Origin of the sequence: Bradyrhizobium sp. LTSP857 (assembly GCF_000938285.1) — a bacterium.
GTDB lineage: Bacteria > Pseudomonadota > Alphaproteobacteria > Rhizobiales > Xanthobacteraceae > Bradyrhizobium.
Genome location: NZ_JYMS01000040.1, coordinates 1 through 12641, shown reverse-complemented (window position 1 = coordinate 12641; position 12641 = coordinate 1). Strand labels below are relative to the sequence as shown.

Here is a 12641-nt window from a genome sequence, read left to right as displayed (position 1 = left end):
AACAGTTAAATAGAAATGCCCGGAAAGTCCGGCGGGTACGGCGCAAAGGCGGGCCGAACCCTTTATCCGTCCGATGGAACGTCACGAGGTGTCCCGATGACGACGACAGGGTCGTTGCTTGAGGTGAGCGATATCAGGGCGAGTTTCGGCGGTGTCCGCGCTCTCGATGGCGCGTCCTTCTCCGTCGAAGCGGGCACCATCACCGGTCTGATCGGCCCCAACGGAGCCGGCAAGACGACCATCTTCAATTGCATCTCCGGTCTCGTCGACGGCTTCTCGGGCGCCGTGCGCTTCGACGGTGCCGATATCGCCCGTGCGCGTCCCGAAGTCGTTTCCCGATCCGGTCTGGTGCGCTCGTTTCAACTCGCGCGCGGGTGCCCGCTCATGACAGTGTTCGAGCATCTCATGCTGTACGGGCCGCGGCAGGTGGGCGAGGGCGTGTTCCGAGCTCTGGCGAGCCCCGGTGCGGTCCGCCGGCAGGAAGAAGAGTTGCGCGAGCGCTCTTATGCGATCGCCGAGCGTCTCCGGCTAGACCATGTGCTCGACAACCTCGTCACCGCCTTGTCCGGAGGCCAAAAGAAGCTGCTGGAAATCGGGCGGGTACTGCTCGCGGAGCCCAAGATGGTCCTGCTCGACGAGCCGATGGCCGGGGTTAATCCAACTCTCGTCGGCGAGATCGCCGAGCAGCTTGCCGCAATCGGAGAGTCGGGCGTCACCATTCTGCTGATTGAGCATGAGATGGAGCTCATCGAGCGGCTCTGCGACGACGTCATCGTCATGGCTGAAGGAAAGTTCTTGACGAGGGGCGCCTTCGACGAAGTGACGGGCGATCGTCGCGTGCAGGAATGCTATCTCGGAGTGCAGCTGCAATGACGACGCTGAGCGCAAGCGCTATTTGCGGCGGCTACGCGACCGCCGATTTCATCGTGAAGGGCGTGGATATCACGATAGCGCCCAAGGATCTTGCCGTCATCATCGGCCCCAACGGCGCCGGAAAGTCGACGTTCCTGAAGCTGCTCGCCGGCCTTCTGCCGAAGCGGACCGGCGACGTCTCGATCGACGGGACCGCTCTTCCCGCCGGCGACGCGCATGCCGCCTGCGAGCGCGGCGTCAGCTTCGTGCCGCAGGAGCGGAACGTGTTCGGAAGCCTTTCGGTCCAGGAAAACCTCGAGATGGGCGGCTACCTGCTGCGCTCAGGATTGAAGAGCCGAATCGAGGAGCAACTGAACCGCTTTCCGATGCTGCGCGGACGGCTTCGCGAAAAGGCGGGCAATCTTTCGGGCGGTCAACGCCAGGTGCTGGCGGTAGCGGTCGCCCTGATGACCAATCCGAGCGTCCTGTTGCTGGACGAGCCCACGGCGGGCCTCTCGCCCGCGGCGGCGAAGGAGATCTTCGTGCTCATCCGCGATCTCGCGGCGAGCGGTCTGGCGATCCTCATGGTCGAGCAGAACGCGCTTCTGGCGCTGGAGTACGGCACGCGCGGCGTCGTTCTCGTCGCCGGCAAGAAAGTCCGCGACGACGCGGCAGCCTCCATGATCGAGGACGACGAGATCAGGCATCTGTTCCTCGGGCGGGCCGCTCCGGCGGCCCCGCACCGACATTGAAACATGACCACTGACGAAGGGTGAGGAGTTGAACATGTCGAATCTGGCCAGACGTACTTTCCTGCAGGCTGGCCTTGGAGTTGGCGGGCTAATGCTGTCATCGAGCCTTTCACGCTCCTGGGCGCAACAAGGCGATCCGATCAAGATCGGCCTGATCATCCCGCTCACCGGAGCGACCAGCCAGTTTGGGGCGACGATGGCTCAGGCTGCAAAGGTCGCCGAAACCGAGATCAACGCCGCCGGCGGCGTTCGCGGGCGTCCGATCCAGATCGTCGTTGAGGACGATCAGAGCAATCCGGAGGCGGCCGTCCGTGCGGCGCACAAGCTGATCGACGTGGACAAGGTCGTAGCAATCGGAGGTTCTTACGCGTCGGCGGTCACGTCGGCCATCGCGCCGCTGTGCTGGGACGGAAAGACCGTGCTGCTCACCTCGTCGGGAGCGGACAGCATCACCAAGCTGCCGCATGACGGGTACATCTTCAGGACTTCGCCCACCGTCACGCTCCAGGGCACCAGCGTCGGAAAATATGCAGTCGAGCTCGGCGCCAAGAAGATGTTTTTCCTCGGTCCGCAAACCCCCTTTGCGCAGTCGTACATCGACATCATCTCGGGGATATTCAAAGCCGCGGGCGGTACCGGCAGCGGGCTTGTCTACGAAGACAAGAAGTCGAGCTACAGATCGGAAGTAGACCAGGCTCTGAAAGAGTCGCCGGATGTCATCGTACTCGGCGGCTACGTCCCCGACACCTCGGTCGTGCTGAAGGACCTGTACCGTGCAGGCTATTCGGGCAAGAAGATCGGCTTCTCCTTCGGCATCAACGACGCCCTAACGAAAGCCGTTCCTGCCGAGGTTTCCGAAGGCGCCTATTCGCTCGTTCCGTCGGCCGCGGAAAACTCGGAAGCCTACAAGCGGCTCATCAGCAAGATGAAGCGGCCTTCGCTCGATAGCTACTCCTGCCAGGTCTACGATCACGTCGTGCTGACGTCGCTGGCGCTTGCTCGCGCGACGTCCGGGCAGGCGAACGGAACGGCGGTCCGCGACAATCTTCGCGCGATCTCCGAGGGGGAGGGCAAGCGGCTCGACGACGCGGCCGAGGCCCTGAAGGCGGTCGTCGTTGGCGGACAGGTGAATTACGACGGACCGAGCGGCCCGCTCGAATTCGCCGACAACGGCGACGTGAAGGGGGTGTTCTTCCGTTATGAGCAGATCGAGGGCGGCAAGCTCGTGGTCCGCAAGGTCGGCTGAAGCAGAGAACGAAAGCGGACGCCATGTTGACCGACCTGCTGCAGTATCTGGTGAACGGACTGATCGTCGGCGCGCTCATAGCGTTGCCGGCGCTCGGTCTGACGTTGATCTTCAGCGTGCTGGGTTTCGTCAATTTCAGCGTAGCTGCGCAACTCACGGCCGGCGGCTACGCCGGCTGGCTGGCGAATACGACTCTTAAACTATCGCTGGTGCCGGTCCTGATCATCGCATTCCTCGTCGCAGGGGCTCTGGGCGTCGTGACGGACCGCATTGCGCTCGCTCCGATACGACGCAAACCGAGCGCGCGGACGCCGTTGATGGTGGCGGTCGTCTCGATCGCCCTGAACATGGCGCTCGAGAACGCCTATCGCTTCTCCTTCGGTAGCGGCCTGAACAGCTTCGACATGCCGATCGCCCGCGACATGAAAGTCGGCGGCATCCGCATCGGGCTTCAGCAGTTGCACAACCTCGAGATCGCGATCGGGCTTGCCGTTCTTCTCGCGCTGTTCTTCTCGCTCACCAAACTGGGCAAGGCCATGCGCGCCGTGGCCGACAACGTCGATCTCGCGCGGCTCAAGGGTATCGAACCGGTCCGCCTCGCCAATCTCGCCACGTTCATCGGCATGGGACTCGCGGGCGTCGGTGGCGCTCTCCTGGCGATCGACACCAGCGTGGATCCATCGACGGGATCCAGGCTGATACTTTTGATCTTCGCCGGCAGCGTCGTCGGAGGCTTGACGAGCCTGCCGGGAGCTGTCGCCGGTGCCCTTCTGATGGGGGTCATCGGCGAGTTGGGCCTTCTGGTCCTTCCGCCGGCCTACCAGTCCCTGACCGCCTTTGTCGCGATTCTGATCACCTTGCTCGCGAGACCGAGCGGCATCTTCTCCGGCGCCTCGGGGGTAAGAAAATGATTTCCTATCTTGTGTTCGCCGGCACGATCGCCGGGTTCTACGCTCTGCTATCCCTCGGCCTGGTCACGGCATGGGGGCAGGGTGGTCTGGTGAATCTCGGCCTCGTAGGGTTCGTAGGCCTCGGCGCCTATACCTCCGCACTGCTGTCAGGAGCGGGATTTCCTATCTGGATCGACTGGATCGCAGCCGCTGTGGTTTCGGCCGCGGTAGGCGTGGCTCTGTGTTTCGTCGTCCGCAACCTACGCGGCGACTACCTTGCGATCGTGACCCTTGGGTTCGCAGAGATCCTGCGGCTGGCGGAAACCAACGAGAAGTGGTTGACGAAGGGAAGCGACGGGATATCGGGGATCGTGGCGCCGCTCAAGAGCGATCTCGGAGAATCCTTTCCCTTCTTCTATCTCATTATGACCTGGACGCTCGTCGGTATCGTCGCTTTCCTGCTCGGTTGCCTTCTTCGGAGCCCCTTTGGACGAGCGCTGCGCGCAGTACGTGACGACGAGCAGATCGCGGCTGTTGCCGGAAAATCCGTGCTCCGGCTGAAGCTGCAGGCGTTCGGAATCGGTGCGGCACTCTCCGGGCTCGCTGGCGCGCTCTATGCACACTTCACCAGCTACATCGCACCCGACGTCTTCATCGTCCAACTGACGATCTACATCTTTTTGGCGGTCACAGTCGGTGGTCAGACGCGCCTTGCCGGCGCCGTGGTCGGCTCGATAGCTCTGGTTGCGCTGCTGGAGGCGTCACGCTTCATCGCCGCAGCGATCCCGGGGCTCGATGCGGTGCAGATCGCATCGCTCCGCGAGTTCGCGATCGCCCTCACTTTGATCCTCGTCATGCAATTGCGGCCCGAGGGCGCGTTCCGGATGACCAACGAACGTTCTGGTCTGAGCGCCTCGCGCGCCGCTTCGGAATCTTGCTACGGAAAGCGAGCGATAGTCGATGACGCAACCTGACTTGGAGAGCATCGGGGAGGAGTTCGCCAGGATGTTCGCCGCTGCTGGCCTTCCCCGGGTCGAGGCGGCGACGGCGCGGACTCGCGGGCGTGGGCCGTTCAAGCGACTAGTGCTGCGCGGGGCTTCGATCGTCGACGGTACCGGTGCCCCGCCATGGGGCCCCGCCGATCTGGTAGTCGAGGGCGGCCGGATAACGGTGTTGAAGAAGGTCGGCACGCCAAAGCTGCCGATCAACCCTGACCGCCGTCCGCCTGCTGGCGATTTCGAGATCGATTGCACCGGCAAGTTTCTGACGCCCGGGCTGGTGGACTGTCATGCCCACATCGGCGCGCCGTTCCACGCCGAGAACGGGCCCATGCCGAATGCCGACTACGTCTACAAGCTGTGGCTGGCGCACGGCGTCACAACCGTTCGCGAGACAGGGTGCTTCAACGGATTGCAGTGGACGTTGCAACAGAAGCGGGCGGCTGCGGACCACCGCATCGATGCACCCCGCATTCTGGCCTACGCGCCGTTTCCTGGCACGAACGACTATGTGAAGACCATCCATACCCCGGAAGATGCTCGCAGATGGCTTCAGGCGGTCAAGGAGCGCGGCGCCGACGGGATCAAGTTCTTCGGGGCTCCGCCGGCCATGATGAAAGCCGCTCTGGAGCAGTGTCGAAGCCTTGGACTGCGTACATGCTGCCATCATGCCCAACTGGCGGTAGGCCGAATGAACTCGCTACGGACCGCCCAATGGGGGCTGACGAGTACCGAACACTCCTACGGGATTCCGGAGGCGCTGCTAGACGGGCAGACACTTCAGGCGTTTCCGCCGGAGTACGACTACAACGACGAATATCTGCGGTTCTCGACGGCGGGCCAAACATTTCTCCAGGCGGCCAAACCGGAGTCGCAGAAGTGGAACGAGGTGCTCCAGGCGTTCCTCGCGGCCGGACACACCTTCGTCCCCACGTTCAACGTCTACGATGGCAATCGCGATCTGATGCGCACCCGCCGCGCGGATTGGCACGATCGCTTCACCGACCCGACTCTCTGGGCCTACTTTCAGCCGCAGCGGGGAGGGCATGGCGCCTATTGGTACCGCTGGTCCACGACGAATGAGGTGGAATGGCGTGAAACGTTCCGGCTCTGGATGCGGTTCGTCAACGACTACAAGAATCTCGGCGGGCGCGTCTGCGTCGGCTCCGATTCCGGCTTCATGTTCCAGACATACGGGTTCGGCCTCGTCCGCGAACTTGAGCTCCTGCAGGAGGCGGGCTTTACGCCTCTGGAAGTGCTTCGGGCCGCCACAACGTGGGGGGCCGAGCTTCTCGGCATCGAAGAAGACGTCGGAACTTTGGAGGTCGGAAAGCTGGCCGACATCCTTGTCCACGACGAAAATCCGCTCAACGACTTCAAGCTTCTCTACGGTACCGGGGCGATGCGCCTCGACGACCCGACCGCCTCGGTGATTTGGGCTCGCAGCATCTCGACCGTCATCAAGGAAGGCTCGGTGTTCGATCCGGCCGAATTGCTCGACGATGTCGAGGAAATGGTGTCGGCGCGACGGAGGGCGGCTTGACGGGGATCGTCGGAACTCGGGAAGTAGTCCCGGAATTTGTCCTGCTGACCGGCAGCCTCGGTAGCGGCAAGACAACATTACTGTGCGACTATCTTTCGCTGCCCGAGTCGGCCGACACCGGTGTGATCGTAAACGAGGCCGGCGAGATCAATATCGACGGCGCCATCGTGTCGTCCGCGCGCCGCGATCTGCCGATGACACTGTTGGGCAACGGCTGCGTCTGCTGCTCGCTCGGCGACGATCTGCATTCCGCGATCGACGAATTGCTGGCCGTGCGCCGCCAGTCCGGCGCCGGCGGCTTCCGCAGGATCGTCCTGGAAACGAGCGGGCTCGCGATGCCGGGCCCTATCCTGCGTTCGCTGATGCGCTACGACCGGGCCGAATACCGACTACGCATCGTCTCCACATTGGACGCTTTGGCTCCGATGGCTGACGAGGTGACGTTTCCGATCAGATCCGCGCAATTGACGGCCGCCAGATCCATCGTCTTCACGAAACTGGATCGGGCGGGGACCGACCAGGTCACGGCTGCCGGATGCGTCGCGAAGCAGTTCAATCCGGCCGCCTGCCGGATCGTCGTGGCGGACAGAACGGCGCGCGCGCGCGCCGTCTTCGATCCGATGTATACCGAAACCGCGATGCCGATAAGTCAATTCGAGGCGATCGCGGCCACTGATCATTCGCGGCTGGGAGTCTTCTTTGCCGAGTGGCCAACCGACGTTGCGTGGGGCGATCTGACCGATTGGCTCGAGGACCTCGCGGGTCTCTGCGGCGATCGATTGCTCCGCGCCAAAGGTCTCGTCGCGGTCGCCGGCACGCCAAAATGCCTCTTGATCGACGGCGTAGGCGCCACCTTCGCTGAACCTCGTTGGATGGAGTTGGATCACTCCACCAGGCGAGGCATCGTGATCATCGCGCGGGACATCGACTTGGCCGAGCTGACCGCCCTTTCGGCCGACTATCCGGAAGACATCAAGCCCGTCGTAAAGCGCTCGAAGAGGCAAGCCGCCTGAGCAAGACGAAACTCAGCAGGTGATGGAACGTGCCGCTCGAGGTCGCAACGGGATCAATAGGCCGGCTCCGCATTGACCGGGCGAACCACGGCGCCAGCGTTCATGATGTCTGCCGGATCGAAGGCGGTTTTGATACGCCGCATTACTGCGACGCGGCCCGCGTCTCCGTACTTCTCCAGAAGATGCCGCTTGAAGCGACCGACGCCATGCTCCGCGCTGAACGTACCCCCGAGAGCCGCCGCCGCGTCGTACAGACGGAGAGACAGGCTCGCTTCAATAAGCTGCGTGAACGCGATCCGATCCGTCCCCTGAGGAATGAGAACATTGTAGTGCAGATTGCCATCGCCCACATGACCGTAGACGGACAACTCGATATCGGTGTGGAACTTTCGAACCTCCGCGCCGGCAACGTCGAGGAAGCGCTGGATGCAGGACAACGGCACGGATATGTCGTGCTTGACCGAACCGCCCCACCGCTTTTCGCCTTCCGGGATCGTCTCGCGCAGCTCCCACATGGACGCACGTTGAGCCCCGCTCTGGGCGAGGAAGGCGTCCTCGACCCATTCGTACTCTACGGTTTCCGCAAGGATGGTTTCCATGAGGCTATCAAGGTCGAGATGCCGGGAGGAGGAGGCGAATTCGAGGAGGATCGCGCCGCCGGAGCCGGGGCCGACGGAGGGCGGGCTCGCCATCGCGGCGGTCGCGAGCGCAATCGATCGCGCAGTCATGAATTCGAACGTGGTCAGCAGTTCGCCGGATTCGCGACGCACCAGCGCGAGCAGTTCGGCGAGCGGCGCGGCCTTCGCGAGTTTCAGCCAGGCTGTCGCACGTCGCACTGGCAAAGGAGCAAGGCGCAGCACCGCACCGGTGACGATGCCGAGCGTTCCCTCGCTTCCCACGAAGCATTGTTTGACGTCATAGCCGGTGTTGTTCTTCCGAAGCTTGCGCATGTCGGAGACGATGGTCCCGTCCGGCAGAACGGCCTCGATGCCGAGCAGCAGATCGCGTGTCATGCCATACCGGACGACGGACAACCCGCCCGCGTTGGTGCCAATGTTGCCGCCGATCCGGCAACTTCCCTCGGCGCCGAGGCTAAGCGGCAGCAGCAGACCGGCACTCGCGGCGGCTTCCTGTACCCTCTTCAGGATGGCACCTGCGTCGACGGAGATACTCATGGACAGCGGATCGACCTCTCGGATCGCGTCCATGCGTTCCAGACTTACGACAACCTGGCGTCCCGAAGCATCCGGCGTCGCGCCGCCGCAATAGCTCGTGTTGCCTCCTTGGGGGACGAGCCCGATTCCGAGCCGTGCCGCCAGTGTCACGACGTCGGAGACCTGCTTCGTCGTTACCGGCTTCAGGACGGCGAGCGTCGATCCGGTGAAGAGCTGGCGCTGATCCGTGGTGTACGTCGCAAGCCGCTGTGGGTCGTCGACGACGCCGACGGCGCCCAAGAGATCGCGAAAGGCCTGAACGTGGTCCGACGGCGACATGATCCTGCTCCGGGCTGTTGGGGGACCATTGTCGCGCGTCGACACGACATTGCTTGCTGTTCGGCCCGGGCTTCGAAAAAGCCAATGCCGAAATATCGGTACGTTCGGCAGTTTGCACCGTCGTTGCCTTGTATTCATCTTCTCCAACGCGGAGCTGCTGCTGCTCCCGAGGAGATCATTGATGATCCATCAAGCGATCTATCGCGGGCCGATAACCTCTGCAGCAGATTGTGCTGATAGAAGGTGCAAAAGCGATCGTCTCTGCGGAGAGGACAGCGGAATCGCCGGCGACCTTGCCATTCAACGTCCATAGGCTGATCCAGCGAACGAGGAGAAATCGCTATGTTGCTCACGGATTTCGATGCTCTCACATTCGACTGCTACGGCACCCTTATCGATTGGGAAACCGGAATGGTCGAGGCCCTGAAAAGCCTCTCCGATCGGGTCAAACGGCCGCTCACCCGCGACCAGATTCTTGAGGCGCATGCGCGTCACGAATCCAGCCAACAACGCTACACGCCAGCGAAACGATATCGGGATCTGCTTCCGATCGTCTACAAGCGTCTGGCCGAAGAGTGGGGTGTCCTCGTCACTCACGAAGACTGTGTCGAGTACGGTCGTTCCGTCGGAAACTGGCCCGCGTTCGAGGACTCTCCGGGCGCACTCCAGTATCTCAAGAAGTATTTCAAGCTCGTGATCCTTTCCAACGTCGACAACGAGAGCTTCCAGGCGAGCAATCGACGATTGCAGGTGGAGTTCGACGCGATCTACACAGCGGAAGACATCGGGTCGTACAAGCCTTCAGCTCGCAATTTCGACTACATGATCGAGAAGATGGAAGAGATTGGGATCGGCAAGGAGAAGATCCTGCACACCGCCGAAAGCATGTTCCACGACCACAAGCCCGCAAACGGTCGCGGGTTAAAGTCGTGCTGGATCTACCGGCGACACGAGCAACAAGGTTTTGGGGCCACCATGAATCCGGGCCAGATGCCACACGTCGATTTCAAATTCGACAGTATGCTGGACCTCGTAAAGGCACATCAGGAACAACTGCGGGTTAAATGATCCGCCGCTTTGTGTTCCGTCGGCACCTCGCAGCGGGTTCAACTCGGATCCGCGACCCTGTGGTGCAGATCACCCGAACCCAAAATTCCGCAGCACAGCGGCCTTTGAGTGGCACTACGATGCGAGTTGAGCGGCGAAGGAGTTCAATAATTCGTCCAACAGGAAAATTAGCACACACGAATAAGTGGTCGATATTGCTTTCACAAACAGAATGAAAAATTTCGGTCGGAGCGCTTCACCCGCTCCATCGAGCAGCTTATCCGTTCTACTGACTATCTAAGGTGCCCCAGTCGAGCTGTGTCTGCTTGGGCGTACGCGCTTGGGAGCGCTATCGCGCAGCCTCATCACCCAGTGGTTTACCCGTAATGGAGCCAGCTCGCGAACTGATAAGATTTGGTCCCAAATGGAGTCAGTTGGCCGACTGATAAGGTAATTACACAAAGCTTATCAGTCTCGCGTGCGGAATGGCGCCTCCGACCGTTGGCAACCAGGGATTACGAAAAAGGCGGTTGTCGGAGGCGAGTGCGACCCTCGCTGCACACACCTAGATTCGGCGACGGACTTGGGAAGGGCTGACTATCGCCCGGCACGGCAGCTATCTTGGCATAAGCGGGCATTGACGAGTGCAGGTGCTGATGTCTGCTAATGACCCATAGCGGACTTCAACTAGCTGCTTTGACGGAGGGTTCTGCTTTTTAAGCGAAACATCAACGCTTGATAGGCTTCGATTTGCTGATCTTGTCCGAACAACTGTAGGAAGGTCGAAATAGCTTCAAATATGACCTTGGCGGCAAACAACGTTTTGAAAGGTTGATCAGCAATTCTTCTCAGTTGCGCTAGCTTGGCAAGCTTACCGCCGAGATTCCCGCTTTTAGAGGATCGACCGTACCACACAGCCGCTCTCAACTGGCTCAAGCGCCCATGTTGTGATTGATAGTGCGTTCCAAGCCAAAACTGCGCTTTCCAGTTGCCCTTAGCAGCGAGCTTGCGAAGTTCACGTAACCCTTCCGGTACACCGCGAAGCTGAAGGAAGCGGGCTCGATGCAAAACAGCGTTTTCTTGACCGGACGAGGCGGCACGATCAAACCAGTTCCATGCGGTCACGAAATCCGGGTCAACGGCGTCGCCTCGGGCATACTCCCAAGCGAGAGCCAACTGAGCGTCAACGTCGCCGGATGATGCAGCAGCAATCCATTCAGGAATTTTACTGCGGCGTTTGGTGCGATCATCGGCGCGGCTTGGTAGTGCTAGTCGCATCGTTTAACCAATGCCTCTATTATCCGTGCGGAGTGTCACTCATACGAGATTAAGGAAACATCACTCTGCGACTGTCAATTGGAAGCGTCGTTCGTCAGCTTCTGGCCCATCAGCGAAGTGGCAAGCGAGCCTGAGCACGTCCGTTCACAGGGGTAGACCGGAAGTGAACGGCGGCGTGTCAGAGCGACACTTTTGACCCATAGCTGACTTTGGCTGAAGGCGGCATGCGAGTACGACCGCTCAAACTTAGTCGGCTCCCCTCACAATTTTGCGAAGCCACTTGCAAGTTCATACGTTCGCAAAAAGATGATGTACTCGTCGCGCTCAAAGGCGATGTCGTAGTTGGTGCCCCACTTTGCGAGTTGTTCGCTGATCGCTTCGCCGTCAATCCGATTCGCATTGCGATAAAGATATTTGGAAGGCCACTGTGGCGCGCCGTCAATCGAGACGATCGAACTATCGCAAAAGGCAAAGCCGCGTAGTTCCGGCTTAGTCTCAGCCGCGGAATAATCCAATCGTTCTTTTGCGCTCAGTTCGGCAGGAAGTTCACCGGTAGGTTCCAGCTTGTTGATCGAGAGGTCTGTGTGGGCCGGGTAGACATCGCCTTCGACTTGGCGATTAAAGAAGATGACTGCGCCAGGTTCGCGTCGTGCCAATCCATTATTGCCCCGAGAGCCAAAGTAATCTTGGAACCGATTCCCTTCGATGAGCGGGGGTTTGCTGGGTCCATAAGCGATATTCCAAAGCGATTCTCGAGTCGACTTATCAGGAAACCAATAGGCTGGTTTGCTGGGAGGCCAGCCAGACGTCACGACATTGCGCGCCGCGTCGGAGAGCTTCATTCTTGAAATGCCGAAGCACTGGGTGGCCATTACACGAAGCCCCGGCTTCCATTTGGGAAACTTCCACATATTTATCGGGTTGATGCCCAACAGCTCGTAAGTGATGAAATTCCTTTTCGCCTCGGTCTCGCGCCACGCTTCCCATTCTTCGCGCGTTGCTCGAGCAATTGTGGAACCCAGGAATTTCAATTCAGAGCGCGGGCTATCGTACGAGTCCTCCGATGCATAGGCGACGCCAGACCAAGGCTCGTCGGCACGTTGATAGGTGATCACGAGCGGTAGCAGCGTTTTGGGGACCCTGCCGTTCTGCGTAGTCTCGCCATTGCAGGCTTGAGGCAAGTGCACCACCACACCGTGCTCATCTTTTGTCTTGAGCCCGAAGATCGTTGGCACGACGCCGACTTCGACTGTTCTATCGTTATCGTTGTAGGTCGTTATTTTTACGCGGCAACCGACCACGATGTCGAAATTAAGCGGCTCCCCCTTGTAGACGTAGCTGGCCTTAAATCGGTAATAGTAGCCGCGGTCCTGGCCGGGTGCAGTGACCTTGACCGGCTTCGTGAAACTGAAAAGAGCGCCGAAGACGAGCCAAGGTTGCGAAAACAACAGCATCAGCCCCAAGCCGAGTAAAACGACAACGGTTCCGAAGATCAGGCTGGGTAATGTCTTCATATCCACTTATACGGG

General features: G+C 60.5%; 11 protein-coding genes. 8 read left to right on the top strand and 3 right to left on the bottom strand.

Annotated elements, in window-relative coordinates; translation table 11 throughout:
* Window positions 1-96: 96 nt before the first annotated feature.
* The 7 genes from UP06_RS26310 to UP06_RS26280 are packed head-to-tail and all read left to right on the top strand — an operon-like array spanning window position 97 to window position 7294.
* The gene (locus tag UP06_RS26310; protein ID WP_045006590.1) at window positions 97-873 is read left to right on the top strand and encodes an ABC transporter ATP-binding protein; all 777 of its coding nucleotides are present in this window, start codon (window positions 97-99) and stop codon (window positions 871-873) included.
* Entirely contained in the window at window positions 870-1604 is a 735-nt protein-coding gene (locus tag UP06_RS26305; RefSeq protein ID WP_045006589.1) for an ABC transporter ATP-binding protein, read from the top strand. The genes UP06_RS26310 and UP06_RS26305 overlap by 4 nt, the downstream gene beginning before the upstream one ends.
* Before the next feature lie 34 nt (window positions 1605-1638).
* Entirely contained in the window at window positions 1639-2850 is a 1212-nt protein-coding gene (locus tag UP06_RS26300) for an ABC transporter substrate-binding protein (RefSeq protein WP_050032066.1), read from the top strand.
* 23 nt (window positions 2851-2873) lie between these two features.
* Window positions 2874-3761, top strand: a complete 888-nt coding sequence (locus UP06_RS26295; protein WP_045006587.1) for a branched-chain amino acid ABC transporter permease — start codon at window positions 2874-2876, stop codon at window positions 3759-3761.
* Window positions 3762-3772: 11 nt separating this feature from the next.
* Entirely contained in the window at window positions 3773-4714 is a 942-nt protein-coding gene (locus UP06_RS26290) for a branched-chain amino acid ABC transporter permease (RefSeq protein ID WP_245305547.1), read from the top strand.
* Window positions 4701-6281 (top strand): amidohydrolase family protein, encoded by a 1581-nt coding sequence (locus UP06_RS26285; protein ID WP_045006586.1) that lies wholly within the window; start codon window positions 4701-4703, stop codon window positions 6279-6281. The genes UP06_RS26290 and UP06_RS26285 overlap by 14 nt, the downstream gene beginning before the upstream one ends.
* Entirely contained in the window at window positions 6173-7294 is a 1122-nt protein-coding gene (locus tag UP06_RS26280) for a CobW family GTP-binding protein (RefSeq protein WP_082078776.1), read from the top strand. The genes UP06_RS26285 and UP06_RS26280 overlap by 109 nt, the downstream gene beginning before the upstream one ends.
* 53 nt (window positions 7295-7347) lie before the next feature.
* Here UP06_RS26280 and UP06_RS26275 read toward each other — a convergent pair whose 3' ends face one another.
* Window positions 7348-8832, bottom strand: a complete 1485-nt coding sequence (locus UP06_RS26275) for an FAD-binding oxidoreductase (RefSeq protein ID WP_245305546.1) — start codon at window positions 8830-8832, stop codon at window positions 7348-7350.
* 297 nt (window positions 8833-9129) lie between these two features.
* Between UP06_RS26275 and UP06_RS26270 the strand changes: the two genes are divergently transcribed.
* Window positions 9130-9855 (top strand): haloacid dehalogenase type II, encoded by a 726-nt coding sequence (locus UP06_RS26270; RefSeq protein WP_045006585.1) that lies wholly within the window; start codon window positions 9130-9132, stop codon window positions 9853-9855.
* A gap of 666 nt (window positions 9856-10521) precedes the next feature.
* Here UP06_RS26270 and UP06_RS26265 read toward each other — a convergent pair.
* Window positions 10522-11112, bottom strand: a complete 591-nt coding sequence (locus UP06_RS26265; RefSeq protein ID WP_156163238.1) for a tetratricopeptide repeat protein — start codon at window positions 11110-11112, stop codon at window positions 10522-10524.
* A gap of 260 nt (window positions 11113-11372) precedes the next feature.
* Window positions 11373-12626, bottom strand: a complete 1254-nt coding sequence (locus tag UP06_RS26260) for a hypothetical protein (protein WP_045006583.1) — start codon at window positions 12624-12626, stop codon at window positions 11373-11375.
* Window positions 12627-12641: the final 15 nt, after the last annotated feature.

Excerpts from the sequence above, each read along its gene's own strand:
- UP06_RS26265 (WP_156163238.1), bottom strand. The coding sequence starts at position 11,112 with ATGCGACTAGCACTACCAAGCCGCGCCGATGATCGCACCAAACGCCGC.
- UP06_RS26270 (WP_045006585.1), top strand. The coding sequence starts at position 9,130 with ATGTTGCTCACGGATTTCGATGCTCTCACATTCGACTGCTACGGCACC.
- UP06_RS26305 (WP_045006589.1), top strand. The coding sequence starts at position 870 with ATGACGACGCTGAGCGCAAGCGCTATTTGCGGCGGCTACGCGACCGCC.
- UP06_RS26285 (WP_045006586.1), top strand. The coding sequence starts at position 4,701 with ATGACGCAACCTGACTTGGAGAGCATCGGGGAGGAGTTCGCCAGGATG.
- UP06_RS26310 (WP_045006590.1), top strand. The coding sequence starts at position 97 with ATGACGACGACAGGGTCGTTGCTTGAGGTGAGCGATATCAGGGCGAGT.
- UP06_RS26260 (WP_045006583.1), bottom strand. The coding sequence starts at position 12,626 with ATGAAGACATTACCCAGCCTGATCTTCGGAACCGTTGTCGTTTTACTC.
- UP06_RS26300 (WP_050032066.1), top strand. The coding sequence starts at position 1,639 with ATGTCGAATCTGGCCAGACGTACTTTCCTGCAGGCTGGCCTTGGAGTT.
- UP06_RS26295 (WP_045006587.1), top strand. The coding sequence starts at position 2,874 with ATGTTGACCGACCTGCTGCAGTATCTGGTGAACGGACTGATCGTCGGC.